The organism is Limnohabitans sp. (genome assembly GCF_044373035.1).
Classification (GTDB): domain Bacteria; phylum Pseudomonadota; class Gammaproteobacteria; order Burkholderiales; family Burkholderiaceae_C; genus Limnohabitans_A.
The window spans coordinates 1-15,794 of record NZ_JBILQU010000009.1 but is presented as its reverse complement, the minus strand read 5'-3'; the positions used below and the strand labels follow the sequence as shown (position 1 = coordinate 15,794).

Genomic DNA, 15,794 nt, shown 5'->3' with positions numbered 1-15,794 from the left:
ATGCTGATCGATTTTTTCTACACCCTGCGTGCAGCCAAATTGCCGGTGTCGGTGCGCGAGTACCTGACGCTGCTCGAAGCCTTGCAGGCCAACGTGGTCGGCCCGGCGTCTGATGCCTGCAGCATCGACGATTTTTACCACCTGGCCCGCACCGTGATGGTCAAGGACGAAAAGCACTTCGACAAGTTCGACAAGGCTTTCGGCGCTTACTTCAAGGGCGTGGAGATGCTGACCGACTTCACCAAAGAAGTGCCGCTCGACTGGCTCGAAAAAATTCTGCAAAAAGAACTCACCCCCGAGCAAAAATCCGCCATCGAGAAGATGGGTTGGGACGAGTTGATGGAGACGCTCAAGAAGCGCCTCGAAGAACAAAAAGAACGCCACGAGGGCGGCAACAAGTGGATCGGCACGGGCGGCACATCGCCCTTTGGCAACGGCGGCTACAACCCGCAGGGCATCCGCATTGGCGGCAAAGGTGGCAACAAAAGCGCCATCAAGGTCTGGGAGCAGCGCGCCTACAAAGACTACGACGACCAGCAGGAGCTGGGCACGCGCAACATCAAGGTGGCGCTGCGCCGCCTGCGCCGCTTTGCGCGGGAAGGCTCGCAAGACGAATTCGACCTGGACAGCACCATCCGCAAGACCGCAGCCAACGCCGGTTACCTGGACATCCAGATGCGCCCGGAGCGCCACAACAATGTCAAAGTGCTGCTGCTCATGGACGTGGGCGGCACCATGGACGAGCACATTGCGCGGGTGGAAGAAATGTTCTCGGCCGTCAAAGCCGAGTTCAAGCACCTGGATTTTTATTACTTCCACAACTGCGTGTACGACTTCATGTGGAAAAACAACAAGCGCCGCTATGCCGAAAAATTCCCCACCTGGGACATCCTGCGCAAGTACAACAAGGACTACAAGCTGATCTTCATTGGCGACGCGACCATGAGCCCTTACGAGATTTTGCAAAAGGGCGGCAGCGTCGAATACAACAACGAAGAAGCCGGGGCCGAATGGCTGCAACGCCTGACGCACACCTTCCCCAAGTTCGCCTGGATCAACCCAGAGCCCCAAGGCGTTTGGCAATACCGCCAGAGCATCTCCATCGTCCAGCAGCTGATGAGCAACCGCATGTTCCCGCTGACCCTCAAAGGGCTGGAAGATGCGATGCGTTTGCTGAGCAAATGAGACAACCAGCGCGGTCTGCTGGGTTGCCGCGAACGGCCCTGACCTGGCTTTTGGCTGCGCTTGCAGCTCTGGCCCTGACCCCCTCCTGGGCACTGGCCCAAACGGCCCAAGCTGAGACGCCAGCCGCACAAAACCAAACGCCCGCCAGCCCGCAAGCCTTCGGCCTGGACGTGCGCAGCAGCGACGAGGGCATCCGCGACTTTTTGACACAACACCTGGACTTGCAGCGCTACCGCAACCTGAGCGATCTGGACGAGATGGAGCTGACCCGTTTGCTGCGCGAGGCCGACGTGCAGGCCCGCGAGCTGCTGGGCACGCTGGGCTTTTTCAAGCCAGCGCTGCGTTGGTCGCAAGACAAAAGCGCCAGCGCCGGCAGCTTGGGCCAGGTGCGGGTGGAGGTGGACACTGGCCCTGCCGCGCGCATCTCCGAAGTGCAGTGGCAGTGGCTGGGCGATGTGGCCGATGACCCCGAGGCGCTTGCGCAGCGGCAAGCCATCGAACAGCAATGGGCTTTGCCCGTGGGCGAGACCTTCAGCCAAAACGGCTGGAGTCGGGCCAAAAACCAGGCCCTTCGCCAGTTGCTGGCCCAGCGTTACCCCTGGGGCCGCATCCTGCACAGCCTGGCCCTGGTGGACGAACCCAACAACCTGGTGCGGCTGTGGCTGACGCTGGAATCGGGCCCGACCGTGCGGCTGGGGTCCTTGCAGATTTCCGGGGCCGAAAAATACGGCGTCACCCAGGTTGAGCGTCTGGCGCGTTTGCCTTTCGGTCAGATGTACCGCCAAACCGATTTGCTCGAAGCACAACAGCGCCTGGTCACCAGCGGTTTTTACGATTCGGTGTTTGTCAGCCTGGATGCACAGGGCGACCCGGCTCAGCCACCGGTCAAGATAGAACTGAAGGAAAGTCTGCGCCAGAAGTGGGTGCTGGGCCTGGGCATGCGCAGCGACAGCGGTGCCCGCGTGAGCGCCGAGCACACGCACCACAGCGTGCCAGGTTTGCATTGGCGTTCGGTCAGCAAACTGTCCCTGGACAAGGACTTGCAAAGCGCGAGCCTGGACTTGCTGGCCCCACCAGACGCCAGCCTCTGGCGCTGGAACACCTCGGTCAAATTTGACCGTGAAAAACTCTTTGACCTTCCCTTGCAAAGCCAACGCTGGCGCGCGGGTCGCACCAAACTGGGTGAAAACATTGACCGCTCTTACTTCGCCCAATACGACTCGGCCCGGCTGCAAGGCGGCCTGGAGGCCCAACGCGAATCCATCAGTGCCAACTACGGCTGGACCCGACGCCACTTTGACAGCCTGCCCTTTCCCAACCGGGGCCTGGGCGTGGGCATCGAGTTGGGTGCGGGCGTGACGCTCGGCAGTCAGAGCGAGCCTTACTTACGCTGGCTGGTCAAAGGCCTGGGGCTCGTGCCTTTAGGCTCCAGCATGGGCCGCCTGGCCGTGCGCGCCGACATCGGCAGCGTGGTCAGCCGCGACACCGCCAACCTGCCCGCGACCCAACTGTTTTGGACAGGTGGTGACAACAGCGTGCGCGGTTACGCCCCCAACAGCATTGGCGTGACCGATGCATTCGGCGTCACCGCACCTGGCCGCTACCTGGCCGCAGGCAGTCTGGAATGGCAACGCCCCATCCGCTACAAAGGGCAAGCCACCGATTGGGAAAGCGCCGTGTTTATCGATGCCGGTGCGGTGGCCGATGACCCCGGGCAACTCAAACCCAAAGTCGGCTATGGCCTGGGTGCCCGTTGGCGCAGCCCGGTCGGGCCGGTGCGCATCGACCTGGCCTATGCGCAGGCGCTGCACAAGCTGCGCCTGCACTTGAGTGTGGGTTTCACATTTTGACGATGAACACCCGCACCGAAACCCACAACGACACTGATCTCCCGGCGCAGGCCGTAGCCTCGCCGGTGCGCACCACGTCGGACACGACCTCTCCTGCGGGCTCGCTGTTGCGGCGCGTCGCCGCCGGCTTGGGCGCTCTTTCGGCGATGAGCCTGTCGGCCCTGCTGGGGCCCTTGGCGCTGGCCGCCGCGCTGTGGGGGCTGTGGTCCTGGACGGGCACCGCCGGGTCTTTGGTCACCGCCCTGAACGTGGTCCACTGGGCCTTGCCCTCGGGCCAGCAGCTGCGCAGCGCCGATGTGCAAGGCAACCTTCAGCACGGCGGGCGCATTGGCCAGATCAGCTGGCAAAGCGGTGGTTTACAGGTGCAGGCCAAGGATGCACAGCTGGTGCTGGACTGGTCGCAGCTGTGGCGTCAGGCCTGGCCCCTCAAGAGCGTCCATGTCAAGAGCCTGCGCGTGCAAGACCAGCGCCCTGCCCAACCCATCACACCCCTGACCGAGCTGCGCCTGCCCCTGCCCTTGCAACTGGCCGTTCAGGTGGAGCAATTGAGCTGGCAAGGCAGCACGGCCGTGACGCTGTCCGATGTTCGGGCCCAGTACGCCTATGACGGACAGGAACACCGCCTCGATGTCGACTCGCTCGCGCTGGCCCAAGGACGTTACACCTTGCAAGCGCGTTTGCAGGCCGCAGCGCCCATGGCCTTGCACATCGCGGCTCAAGGCCAGGTGCAAACCCCGGCCAGCGGCCGCACACCGGCCCTGCAACTGCAAATGCAGTCCACGGTACAAGGCCCGTTGTCTGGATCGCAAGCCCAACTCTCGGTCCAAACCGAGCTGGCCCCCACACCCGGGCAAGGCGCTTTGGGGCGCGCACAAGACAAGGTCCATCTGTCCCTGCAAGCGAAGATCCAACCCTGGCAAAAACAAGCGGTGCTGCAAGCCCAAGGCCAGTGGCAGGCGCTGGACCTGGCCCCCCTGTGGCCCGGTGCCCCGCAAACCAACTTGCAGGGCCAGGCTCAGCTGCAGCCCGATGGCGCGGCCTGGCAACTCGATGCGCAAACAGAGAACCTGCTGCCCGGAGCCTGGGATCTGCAGCGCCTGCCCCTGGCGCAGCTGAGCCTGAAAGCCCGCCATGTGCAAGGTTTGTGGCAGGTGCAGCAAGCCCAGGCCCGTCTGGTCACAGGCCAATTGCAAGGCCAGGGTCAGCAAACCCCTCAAGGCTGGACAGGGCAACTGGACATCCAAAACCTGCAGCCCGGCTTGCTTCACAGCGCCTGGGCCGGGCCTGCTGTGCAAGGCCGCCTGAAGGCCGAGGCCACCGGCGCAGACACCATCGCGCTGAGTGCCGACCTGCAAGCGCAAAAGGCTCCAGTCCCCAGCAACGCCACCAGCCCAGCCGCTTTGCAATGGGAACAACTGCAACTCACAGGCCAGTGGCACCCCGACCGATGGGACATCGACAGCCTGCGCCTGCAAGCAGCCAAGGCCGTGCTGGAAGCCCAGTTCCAATGGCAACCGGCCCAAGAATCGGTGCAAGGCCGCATGACGCTGCAACTGCCGGGCCTGCAAGCCAGTGCACAAGGGAACCTGGCCCCCCTGAACGGCCAAGGCTACCTGGATGTGCAAATGCAAGACGCCGCCCTCAGCCAGTCCTGGCTGCAGGGCCTGCCAGGCTGGGGAATTCAACTCAAGGGCTTCAAAGCCAGCGGGCCAGCCCAACTGCAAGCCCAATGGCAAGGTGGTTTTGCCCAAGCCGATGCGCCGCTGTCCCTGAGCCTGCAATGGCCGCGCATCGAGTGGGCCCAAACCAACCCCAACCCCAACCCCAACCCCAACCCCAACCCCAGCACCCCACCCACCCACAAATCCACCACCCGGCCAGCGCCTTGGTTCCTGGCCCCGGGTCAGCTGAAGATGCAAGGCACGCCCCTGTCGGTGCAGGCCGAGTTGCAAGCGCGCCTGGGCCAAGGCCCGCTCAGCGCCCAGCTGCAAACCACCTGGCGTGGCAGCCGCGCCGATGTGCACAGCCCGAGCTGGCAAGGCCGCATCGAACAGTTGGCCCTCAGCACCCCCAACACGCAAAGCCCGTCGGCCGCGCCCTGGCGTTTGGCTTTGCAATCCACACCCGCCTGGCAAGCCCGGCTTGACCGGATGGCCTTGGCTTGGGAACCGTCGACCTGGATGCTGCAAGGCCCTGGCCCAGGCCGCCCCCGCTTTGAAGTCGAAGCGGGTGGCTGGACAGCGCCCGGCCCGGGCCAGCCCCAGCAGACCCACGGCACGGTGCGCTGGACAGACCTGCCTGTCTCCTGGGCGCAAGCCTGGCTGGGCACCGACATCCTGAACGACATCACGCTCAAAGGCCAGGCGCAGTGGCGCATGGACAAGGATCTGGACTTGAGCCTGTCGGCTGAGCGCACCCAGGGCGACTTGCGCATCCAGTCCGACAACCTGGCCGGGCAACGCGCGGCCGCTGGTTTGCGCCAGGCCCAGTTGTTCTTGCGCGTGCAAAACGAGCAGATGCAAGCCGATCTGAAATGGGACAGCGCCCAAATGGGACAAGCACAGGCCAAACTGCAAAGCCAGCTGAACCGAACCCCAGACGGCTGGCAATGGGCCGATCAGGCCCCTCTGATCGGCAGCGTGCAGGCCAACCTGCCCCAGATCGGGGTCTGGTCGCTGCTGGCCCCACCGGGCTGGCGCGTGCAAGGCACGCTGGACGCCAGTCTCACCGTGAGCGGCACACGCAGCCAACCCCAGTGGCTGGGTCGCTTGCAAGCGAACCAGCTGGCGGCCCGATCTGCCGTGCAAGGCATCGAGTTCAGCCAAGGGCAAATGCAGGCACGCCTGCAAGGCCAAAGCCTGGTGCTGGAGAACTTGAGCCTGCGCGGGGCCGGCCCACAAGGGGGCGAACTCCTAGCCCGTGGCCAGGTCGAGTTCAACGCCAACGCCAACCCCAAGGCCCAAGCCAGCCCCAGCGCCAACCCTTTGCGATCGGCCGACATGGCCTTGCAGATCGAGGCCAAAAACCTGCGCGTGAGCAACCGGGCCGATCGCCGACTGAGCGTGTCAGGCGATGTGACGGCGCGCATGGCGCAAGGCCAATTGCAACTGCGCGGCGGGCTCAAGGCCGACCAAGCCCTGTTCATCCTGTCCGAGGGCAGCACCCCCGGTCTGGGCGACGATGTGGTGGTGATTCGCCCCCGCATGGGCGCAATGAACCTGAGCGCTCTGACCGCCCCACCCGACCTCAGCGCGCCCACCGGCTCTTGGCTGGGTGTGCCCGATGTGCGCGTCATGCTCGACTTGGGGCCAGATTTTCAGCTGCAAGGCCAAGGCCTCAACACACGCCTGACTGGCCAAGTGGAACTGCTGAGCCATGCCAGCACACGGGGCCTGCCACGCCTGAGTGGGCAGGTGCGCACCGAAGGCGGGCGTTACAAAGCCTACGGCCAGCAGCTGAACATCGACACCGGCGTGCTGCGCTTCAGTGGCCCTTACGACAACCCCAGTCTGGACATCATTGCCCTGCGGCCCAACTTGCCGCAAAAAGTGGGCGTGCAAATCAGCGGCACCGCTTTGCTGCCGCGCATCCGTTTGTACGCCGACCCGGACCTGCCCGACGCCGACAAACTCGCCTGGCTGGTGCTGGGCCGCTCAGCAGCCAACGGCGGAGCCGAATCGGCCGTGCTGCAACAAGCGGCGGTGGCCCTGCTCAGTGGCAATGGCAAAACCCTGACCGGCGAGTTGGCCAGCAGCTTGGGACTGGACGAAATTTCACTCGCCAGCGGCAGCCGCTCGGACGCCACAGCCACAGGCGCGGCCGTGAGCCTGGGCAAACGCTTGTCCAAAGACTTTTACCTGGTCTACGAGACCAGCCTGAGCGGCGCATTCGGCAGTTTGTACATTTTTTACGACCTCTCGCGCCGCCTCACCCTGCGGGCGCAAGCCGGTGAACAAAGCGCGCTGGATCTGATTTTCACGGTGCGGCGGGATTGAATCGCTTTTTTTGTTGCTTTCACTGGCGTAAATACCAATTACTTTAAGGACTGGACATCATTTTGCTGAACTCTTAGTAGTTACATAATTCCTCAAATTGACTTATCATTGCAAGGTTGGCATGTTTTTGGGCTTCCGATCCTCTGAAGTCAGCTTTCACTTATGAACAATCCCACATGGCGTTCTGAAGATGGGCAGCTCTTGCGAAGTTTGCGGGAGCAGGCAGGCATTGATGAACTGGTTTTCGCACGGATCAACACCGTGTCTTTGGCGCAACTCAAAGAGCTTGAACTCGGTGGCGAAAGCAGTTTTTACACCCCGTCCATCAAGCGCAGCACGGGTGTCAAATTGCTCAAAAGAATGGGGCATGACCTGGTCACGCCAGAGGTGGTCTGCGTGGCCCAAGCGTCCGCAGATCTCGGCGTGAACGAGTCCGCATCTGTCATGGCCGCCGTGATGACCCCAGCGCCTGCAAGCCATCCCAAGGCCCCATCCGATTCCAAGCGACAAGGGCTGGTCCAACCGGCTTTGTTTTGGACCTTGGGTGTGCTCAGTCTGGTGGCCCTGACCGCCCTCAAGCCCTGGAGCTTGTGGGATGCGTCCGCAACCGACCGACTCTCAGACCCACATGCAACGCTGGCCCCATCCTCCAAGGTCTTGTCGGCCCCCAATATTGCGCCCTCCGCGCCTGACCAGCGCGAGCTGAAGCCTGCTGCAGCGCCAACCGAAGTGATCGCCTTGGCCCCTGCCTCGATTGAACTGTCCAGGCCAACGGTCAAAGTCTCAATGCCAACCGCCACCCCGGCCTGCGATTGGCAACACAGCGACAACAGCAAAACCCACACGCCCAAACAGCCACTCAAACCAGGCAACTATGTTTACCTGGAGGCCCAAGCCGACACCGAACTGTGTGTGCTTGACAGCCAAAACCAGAAAACAACGGTGCAACTCAAAGCGGGCATGGCCACAACCGTTTACGGCTCTGCACCTTTTCTGGTTCACAGCCAAGACTGGCAAAGCCTCAAGTTGTTCTTTCAGGGCCGTCGTGTGGTGGACGCCCTGACCGATGTGCAGCATCTGCTGCTGGACAGCCAGCCTCTTTGACGCGGCCACTGAACTGCCGCGCACGGCCATTACAATCCGCATCCTGGCCACCGTAGTTCAATGGATAGAACTCTCCCCTCCTAAGGGAGTGATACAGGTTCGATTCCTGTCGGGGGCACTTTTGGAGCTTCCAACCGCAACCCTTCATATCAGCGCTGAAAATTTCTGCTTTGCCGCCTCTAACTCTGGCAATAATTTTTCCAAAATGGTGGGAATGTCCATCCGACTGGTGGCCACGGACAAACTGATGGCGGCAATCGTTTGATCCTGGCGGTTCTTGACGGGGACAGCAATTGAGCGCAGGCCGAGTTCCAACTCTTGGTCGCACAAGGCGTAACCCTGATGACGCACCAGTTCGATCTGGCGCATCACATCCGTCACCTTGGTCAAAGTTTTTGCCGTCAGCGCTGGCCGTCGCATTCGATTGAGAATGAAGAGCGCCCAGTCTTGGGGGTGCCCTGCCAGCAGCACACGCCCAGTAGCGCTTGCATAGGCTGGCAAACGGGCGCCTGCACTCAAGCCCACTGAGAGGCTTCTGCGGTGGGTCGCTCTGGCAACGAACACCACATCTTGCGCATCCAAGACTGCCATGGACGCAGACTCTTTCGTTCGCTCAGCCGTCATTTCCAAAATGGGTTGAGCCAATCGCGTCAACTCATCGCTGACAACAAATGCAGAGCCCAGGCGCAAGGTGCGAGCAGCCAGTTGAAATTGACGCCCTTCTTGGTGGGCATAACCCAATTTGCAAAGCGTGTGCAAGGAGCGGCGAACAGAGGCCTTGGTGTTGCCCGTCACCTCTGCAATCTGAGTCAGTGTCGCGGGCCCCCTCAATTGGCCAAAGGCTTCAATGATGGCCAGCCCTTTTTCCAAGGCGATGACGTAGTCCCTGTCGCCGGACGAGTCGGCAGGCTCGGAGCCTGATTCATTGGCTAAGGTCATTACGTACCCCATAAAGTTCGCACAGCGAACATTATGTTCGAAATCATTGATTTAAGTTAAAGCGCTGCATAGACTCGTCCAGCACCGACTCACGCCGTGTTGTGCCCTAAAACCTAAAGATAAGAGGAAGACATGAACAAGCAATCGAATTTTCCGCGTCGTCACGCATTGGCTGCGTCGTTGGCGCTTTGCCTGAGTGCATTACTGCCCTCCTACGCTTTTGCCCAAGCCGACAGCGCCTCCAAGCCCTTGCGTATGGTTGTTCCATTTCCTGCAGGCGGAACTGCTGACGTCCTGCCGCGCATCCTGGCAGACAAAATGCGTGAAGCTTTCCCAGCGGGAATCGTGATTGAAAACCGCACCGGCGCAGGCGGCAATGTGGGTGGTGAATTCGTGGCTCGGGCAGAGCCAGACGGGAACACCTTGCTCGCCTCACCTCCTGGTCCCGTGGCGATCAACCACAACCTTTACAAGACCATGTCGTTTGATCCCACCAAGTGGGTGCCCATCACAGTGATTGCCACTGTACCGAACGTGTTGGCGATCTCGAACAAAGTCCCGGTCAACAACCTCACTGAGTTCATCGCCTACCTCAAAGCCAACCCTGACAAAGTGTCCTACGCCTCCCAAGGCAACGGGTCCACCTCGCACCTGACTGCCAACTTGTTCATGCAGTTGACCGGTACACGCATGGTCCACATCCCCTATCGTGGAACAGCACCGGCCTTGAATGACTTGGTCAGTGGTCAGGTTGATGTCTTCTTCGACAACATTGCCTCATCAGCGCAGTTCCACACCGCAAAACGCATCAAAGTTCTGGCCGTGGCCGATAGCCGGCGCTCGCGCGCCCTGCCCGACATCTCCACGTTCAGTGAATTGCGTTTACCTGCCATGCAGGCGGTCACCTTCTTCAGCGTTGTCGCACCACCCGGCACTCCCAACACCGTAGCCAGAAGAATCCAAGGCCACCTTGCAGCGGCCATGGCACTGCCCGACGTTCGTGAAAAATTTGCAGCCCAAGGCGCAGAGCCTGGCGGCCAGACCCCTGAGGAGACCGGCGCATTCATTCAAGCCGAATCGGCCAAATGGAAAAACGTGATCAGTACCGCCAACGTGACATTGGATTGATCGCCACCATGCAAGAAACCAAGCCCATTCGATGGCCAGACAACTTAAGCCGTGTTCCCTACGCGGTTTATGCCGATACCCAAGTACGGGCATCTGAAGAGCGCCAAATTTTTCAGGGCGATACGTGGAACTACCTGTGCTTGGATGTCGAACTGGATGCGCCTGGGAAGTACCGAACCACATTCATTGGTGAGACGCCCGTGGTTGTAGTTCGAGACAACGATGGTGAGATTTACGCTTTTGAAAATCGCTGCGCCCACCGGGGCGCTCTGATTGCCCTGGAAAAATCAGGCCAAGTTGAAAACTTCCAGTGCGTCTACCACGCTTGGACCTACAACCGGCAAGGCGACTTGACGGGGATAGCCTTTGAAAAAGGGGTTCGGGGCCAGGGCGGGATGCCTGAGCATTTTTGCAAATCCGATCACGGCCCGCGCAAATTACGTGTTGCCGTGTTTTGTGGCCTGGTTTTCGGCAGTTTCAGTGATGAAGTGCCGCCGATTGAAGAGTATCTCGGCCCTGAAATTTGTGAAAGGATCGAGCGTGTTTTGCACAAACCCGTGAAGCTCATCGGTCGCTTTACTCAGGCGCTGCCCAATGACTGGAAGCTTTACTGCGAAAACGTGAGGGACAGTTATCACGCCAGCTTGTTGCACATGTTCTTCACCACCTTCGAGATCAACCGCTTGTCCCAAAAAGGCGGGGTCATTGTGGATGAATCAGGCGGCAACCATGTGAGTTTTTCCATGATTGACCCAGCCGCCAAGGATGCCTCTTACAAAGAGCAAGGTCTGCGCTCGGACCATGATCGGTATCGCCTTAAAGACACCAGCTTGTTGGCTGGCTTTGACGAATGGCACGATGGCATCAGCCTACAAATTCTGTCGGTTTTTCCTGGGTTTGTTTTGCAGCAAATTCAAAACTGCCTTGCCGTGAGGCAATTGCTGCCGAAGGGGCATGACCGCAGCGAGCTCAACTGGGTCTATCTGGGCTTTGCGGACGATACGCCCGAACAGCTCAAAGTGCGCCTGAAGCAAAGCAACTTGGTGGGGCCTGCAGGGTTCATTTCCATGGAGGATGGTGCCGTTGGCGGTTTTGTGCAAAGAGGCATTGCCGGCGCTCAAGACATGCAAGCCATCGTGGAGATGGGTGGCGAAGTGGTCGCCACGGGTGAAGGACGCGCAACCGAGACCTCTGTTCGCGGTTTTTGGAAAGCCTACCGGCAGCATATGGGTGTGACCGAATGATCGATTTACTGAGCATCATGGCCTTTCATGCGGCCTATGCACAAACCATTGACAGCGACCAATTGGAATCTTGGCCTGACTTTTTTACACCAGACACTGTCTACCGTGTGACGCACATCGAGAACGAGCAAGAAAACCTGCCTGCCGGCATCGTTTGGGCTGACTCCCGCGCCATGCTGGAAGACCGCGTGGCGGCACTGCGTGAAGCCAACATTTATGAGCGCCAGCGATACCGTCACCTGATCGGTATTCCGTTGCTTCAGTCGGCGAGCGCTGAAACAGCTCAGGCTACGACGCCCTTCATGGTTGCGCGAATCATGGCCACAGGAGAGACCCAGCTTTTTGCCACGGGTGTTTTTCGTGACCGCTTCGTCAAAGTCAATGACCGTTTGCTCTTGGCTGAAAGAGTGGCGGTCTGCGACAGCACCGTGACCGACACCTTGATGGCTTTGCCCCTGTGATGGCTGAACCAAACGGTCACGACGCGCGTGTCGCTTTGACAGCAGGTGACCCCAATGGGGTGGGTCCAGAAATCGCACTCAAGGCTCTGGCTGCTCTGCCACCTGAGCAGCGCAACAGCGTGACGCTGTTTGGACCTGTTGAGGTTTTGCAGAAAACCGCCCACCTTTTGCATTTACAAGATGTTCTGTCGTCCATCACGCTCGTCTCAGCGGGTGAGATACCTTCAGAATTTCACGTTCCAGGCAAAGTCGATCCAGTCGCTGGGCGCAGTGCCATCGACAGCGCTACGGCTGCCATCGAAGCTTGCCGCCGTGGTGAATTCGACGGTGTCGTCGCGGGCCCGCACCATGAAACCGCCATCGCGCAAGCGGGCATTGCTTTCAGCGGATACCCCAGCCTTGTGGCCAGCGTGTGCGGGCTGACCAGCGACAACGTCTTTTTGATGCTGGTTGGCGGCGGCATGCGCATCGTCCACGTCACCTTGCATGAAAGTGTTGAAATTGCCTTGGGAAGAATGCGCACGGAACTGGTGATCGCTGCCACCCAAGCGGGTGTCATGGCCTGTCAACGCCTGGGTGTCAGTGCCCCACGGGTAGCGCTATTTGGCATCAACCCGCACGCTTCTGAAGGAACCCTCTTTGGTCCGCACGACGCCCATTGCACGGTTCCTGCCGCGCACGCGTTGAATCAATCAGGGCTTAGCGTCAGCGGCCCCATGGGCGCCGATGTCTTACTGGCCAACCACGCGACAAATCCTCATGATCTGTATGTGGCGATGTTTCACGATCAAGGTCACATCCCTATCAAATTGCTCGCACCGCAAGGCGCCAGTGCTTTTTCCATCGGCGCTGACGTCTTGCTGGCGAGTACCGGGCACGGCAGTGCTATGGACATAGCTGGCACAGGCCAAGCCAAACCCGATGCTTTGCTGCGCAGCCTGCATATGCTGCTGGGCCTTGCCCCATTGCTGCCCAGTCAGGCCTCTGTATCATGAGCCACCTCATTCAAATCGCTGACTCTGAGGTGAGTTTTGCTTGTGCGTCTGACGAATCCATTTTGGATGCCGCATTGAAAGCGGGGATCCAGATCCCCTACTCCTGCAAAAAAGGTGTTTGTGGCAACTGCGCCGCGCGCATTGAAAAGGGCGATTTCCACCGCACGCTCATTTGGCCCGAAGCCAAGTTGACGGGGCAAGAGCTCCTGTGTCAATGCCGTCCACAAACCGACCTCGTGATTAAGCCACCGCAATGGCATCAATCGATCCCAGCAGAGACCAAAAAGCTTCAGGTCAAGGTGTACAGGAATGTGGCAGCGGCCCCCGATGTGAACTTGTTGCACTTGAGACTTCCGGCTGGTCAGCGGATCAAGTTTCGTGCGGGGCAGTACCTGAACATCGTCTTGCCAGATGGGCAACTTCGCAGTTATTCCATGGCCAACCCGCCGCACGAAAGTGATGCCATTCAACTGCATGTCAGGCATGTAGATGGGGGGCTTTTCAGCGGAATTGCACCCCGATTGAATCCGGGTGACGTCTTGGACGTGGAGTTGCCTTTCGGGCAGGTGCAACTTTCTCAAGATGACCAAGGCCACTTGCTCTGCGTCTGTGGTGGAACTGGTTTTGCCCCCGTCAAGTCATTGCTGGATGACATGGCCAAACAAAAGTCACAGCGTCGGATCACCCTCCTTTGGGGTTCAAAAGATGCAGCCGGACTCTACTTGCTTGACCACATTGCGAAATGGCAAAAAAGCTTGCCCGGCTTCAAATTTCAAGCGGTCATTGAAACTGAAAGCGATGCGCTGACCCTGGGTGCATTTCACGGTCGTGTAGATGGTGCCCTGCTCGCCTTGGGTTCAGAGTCAATGGACCTAGAGGTCTATTGCTGCGGCAGCCCCAACATGGTTTCCGCTGTCAAAAAGGTTTGCCTGAATGCCTTAGGGCTTCATGCGGACAAGTTCCATGCGGATGTTTTTGTGACGAATCAAACTGCAGGCGCTACTCACCCGTCTTGAGCTCAGAAAACTTTTGCGCCATGGTCGGGTTACCTCGCGTCAATTTCTTGAGGGTCACGTCCTGCGCCTTGTCATTGGCCAGTCGCAAATTCCGGTCGGTACCGATCAAGGCTTCCTTGGTTTTTTGCAAATGGTCAATGGACTTGTCGATTTCATCGATCGCCGTCTGAAACTTCTTGGAAGCCAATTCGTAGTTCTTGCCGAAGGCCGCCTTGAAGGTGTCGAGCTCGTTTTCGAAATTGGTGATGTCGATGTTCTGGCTCTTGACCAAGGCCAATTCCGACTTGTACTGCAAAGAGTTCATGGCCGCATTTCGAAGCAATGAAATGATGGGCAAGAAAAACTGCGGGCGCACCACGTACATCTTGGGGTAGCGGTGGAAGACGTCCACGATGCCCGCGTTGTAAAGCTCGCTTTCTGGCTCCAAGAGCGTCACCAGCACAGCGTACTCGCACCCCTTTTCGTTGCGGTCTTTGTCCAACTCTTTCAGGAAGTCTTCATTCTTCGTCTTGGTGGCCGTCGTGTCGCTTTCATTCTTCATCTCGAACATGATCGACACAATTTCCGTACCTGCAGCGTCCGACTCTCTGAAAATATAGTCGCCCTTGCTGCCTGAGCGTGCGTCGTTGTCTTTCTCAAAGTGCGCCCTAGGAAACGCCATGGCGCGCACGCGGTTGAATTCCGTTTCACAATGCAGCTCCAAGGTCTCGCCTATCATCTTGGTGGACAAGCGGGCCTTCAGGTCTCGCAGGCGCTCGATCGTGTCCTCGCGGTCCTTGATCTGCGTCTCATATTTATCCTGGAGTGCTTTTTTGGCCAGCGCCATCTCCAATTCGGCACGCTCAAGGCCCCCTTTGAACTGATCACGCTCTTTTTCCACGGCGCTGACAGCTTCCGAGATGGCGAGCTTCTTGGCGGTCTCAATCGCATCGAGTTGCGCTTTCAGGGCCTGGATCTCGGCATCCTTTGTGCCCGCTGTCATTTGCAATTCATTGAGCGACTTGGCCTTGGCCAGTTGAACGGCCGCTTCTTGGTTGTGCTTGGCTTGCTCAAGCTGGTTGGCCAAAGCGTCACGCTCTTTTTGAACTTGGCTCAATGCCTCATTGACCGCCAGCTGCCGGGTGATCTCACCAGCATCCAGTTTGGCTTGCAATTCTTGGATTTCAGCGTCCTTCGCGGCCGCCTTTTTTTGCAATTCACTGGCCGCTTTGGCCATGGCCAAGTCAACGGCCGATTGCTTGTCTTTTTCGGCCAATGCAAGTCGATCATGCAGGGCCTGGTCGAATTCACTGTCGCGCACCTGTTTGAGGATGTCCGCGTAGCCGGATTCGTCAATCTTGAAGGCTTTCCCGCAGTGCGGGCAATTGATTTCTTGCATTTGCATCATTCCCATAAATCGGATCGACTTTGCGCTCTCTGGGCCATCCCTCTTCATTGGATCGCGGCCCAAAAACTGAGACTGTCCCACTATAAACCGCTCTCGATCCGCTTTTTTTCATAGGCGATCCATTGGGCATTCGCCCTGAAGAAAGCGGAAAAACGGTTTGTATCTGAGACCCGGCTCACTCGGTGAGCTTGTGTTGCACCACCATGCCCACAAAATAACCAAATTCAGCAAAGCAACATGGTCTTGTCACTTTTTCTCTTTTTTTGGTGCCTCCCCCCCGTGACGATGGTCAGCATCACGCCGGTGCAAAAGTACGTCGCGCTGGAAAAACAAAAAATGATGCTGTTCGAATACGGGCAGCCCTTCAAGCTGCACAAGCGCAGTCGGGCGGAACTTTATAAGGCCACGGTAGGGCATTGAATTGGTCCTGTAAAGCTACCCGATTAAACTGGTAAAAATTAGAACCGAGAACAGACATGTCCGAAATCGA

General features: G+C 59.0%; 12 protein-coding genes, 1 tRNA gene and 1 pseudogene. 11 read left to right on the top strand and 3 right to left on the bottom strand.

Going from position 1 to position 15,794, the window contains the following annotated elements:
- The 5 genes from ACIQ47_RS02845 (at window position 1) to ACIQ47_RS02825 (ending at window position 8,252) form a co-directional block, all read left to right on the top strand.
- Window positions 1–1,185, top strand: coding sequence for a VWA domain-containing protein (locus tag ACIQ47_RS02845; RefSeq protein WP_396436747.1), 1,185 nt, complete (start codon window positions 1–3; stop codon window positions 1,183–1,185).
- A gap of 50 nt (window positions 1,186–1,235) precedes the next feature.
- A complete protein-coding gene (locus ACIQ47_RS02840; RefSeq protein ID WP_396436746.1) occupies window positions 1,236–3,035 on the top strand; it encodes an autotransporter assembly complex family protein in 1,800 nt (599 codons plus the stop codon).
- 2 nt (window positions 3,036–3,037) lie between these two features.
- On the top strand, window positions 3,038–7,030 hold the full coding sequence (locus ACIQ47_RS02835) for a translocation/assembly module TamB domain-containing protein (protein WP_396436745.1): 3,993 nt from the start codon (window positions 3,038–3,040) through the stop codon (window positions 7,028–7,030).
- 162 nt (window positions 7,031–7,192) lie between these two features.
- Window positions 7,193–8,134, top strand: a complete 942-nt coding sequence (locus ACIQ47_RS02830; protein ID WP_396436744.1) for a hypothetical protein — start codon at window positions 7,193–7,195, stop codon at window positions 8,132–8,134.
- A 46-nt stretch (window positions 8,135–8,180) separates the two neighbouring features.
- Window positions 8,181–8,252: transfer RNA gene (locus tag ACIQ47_RS02825), tRNA-Arg, on the top strand.
- A gap of 26 nt (window positions 8,253–8,278) precedes the next feature.
- On the opposite strand, the gene ACIQ47_RS02820 is transcribed toward ACIQ47_RS02825, so the two are convergent.
- Complete coding sequence (locus ACIQ47_RS02820; RefSeq protein ID WP_396436775.1) at window positions 8,279–8,824, bottom strand: IclR family transcriptional regulator C-terminal domain-containing protein; 546 nt, start codon at window positions 8,822–8,824, stop codon at window positions 8,279–8,281.
- 42 nt (window positions 8,825–8,866) lie between these two features.
- Window positions 8,867–9,073 (bottom strand): annotated as a pseudogene (locus ACIQ47_RS02815) (helix-turn-helix domain-containing protein); the annotation flags it as partial.
- Between the two features lie 132 nt (window positions 9,074–9,205).
- On the opposite strand from ACIQ47_RS02815, the gene ACIQ47_RS02810 reads away from it, so the two are divergent.
- Genes ACIQ47_RS02810 through ACIQ47_RS02790 form a run of 5 tightly spaced genes read left to right on the top strand, consistent with a single transcriptional unit; the run spans window position 9,206 to window position 13,917 of the window.
- On the top strand, window positions 9,206–10,201 hold the full coding sequence (locus tag ACIQ47_RS02810) for a Bug family tripartite tricarboxylate transporter substrate binding protein (protein WP_396436743.1): 996 nt from the start codon (window positions 9,206–9,208) through the stop codon (window positions 10,199–10,201).
- An 8-nt stretch (window positions 10,202–10,209) separates the two neighbouring features.
- A complete protein-coding gene (locus ACIQ47_RS02805; RefSeq protein ID WP_396436774.1) occupies window positions 10,210–11,445 on the top strand; it encodes an aromatic ring-hydroxylating dioxygenase subunit alpha in 1,236 nt (411 codons plus the stop codon).
- Window positions 11,442–11,906: an aromatic-ring-hydroxylating dioxygenase subunit beta gene (locus tag ACIQ47_RS02800; protein WP_396436742.1), complete on the top strand. Its 465-nt coding sequence runs from the start codon at window positions 11,442–11,444 to the stop codon at window positions 11,904–11,906. The genes ACIQ47_RS02805 and ACIQ47_RS02800 overlap by 4 nt, the downstream gene beginning before the upstream one ends.
- Window positions 11,906–12,901 (top strand): PdxA family protein, encoded by a 996-nt coding sequence (locus ACIQ47_RS02795; RefSeq protein ID WP_396436741.1) that lies wholly within the window; start codon window positions 11,906–11,908, stop codon window positions 12,899–12,901. Before ACIQ47_RS02800 ends, ACIQ47_RS02795 begins: the two co-directional genes overlap by 1 nt.
- Window positions 12,898–13,917 (top strand): 2Fe-2S iron-sulfur cluster-binding protein, encoded by a 1,020-nt coding sequence (locus ACIQ47_RS02790; protein ID WP_396436740.1) that lies wholly within the window; start codon window positions 12,898–12,900, stop codon window positions 13,915–13,917. Before ACIQ47_RS02795 ends, ACIQ47_RS02790 begins: the two co-directional genes overlap by 4 nt.
- On the opposite strand, the gene ACIQ47_RS02785 is transcribed toward ACIQ47_RS02790, so the two are convergent.
- On the bottom strand, window positions 13,901–15,295 hold the full coding sequence (locus ACIQ47_RS02785) for a DUF2130 domain-containing protein (RefSeq protein WP_396436739.1): 1,395 nt from the start codon (window positions 15,293–15,295) through the stop codon (window positions 13,901–13,903). The two genes, ACIQ47_RS02790 and ACIQ47_RS02785, sit on opposite strands and share 17 nt — an antisense overlap.
- Before the next feature lie 246 nt (window positions 15,296–15,541).
- Between ACIQ47_RS02785 and ACIQ47_RS02780 the strand changes: the two genes are divergently transcribed.
- Window positions 15,542–15,724 (top strand): hypothetical protein, encoded by a 183-nt coding sequence (locus ACIQ47_RS02780; RefSeq protein WP_396436738.1) that lies wholly within the window; start codon window positions 15,542–15,544, stop codon window positions 15,722–15,724.
- Window positions 15,725–15,794: the final 70 nt, after the last annotated feature.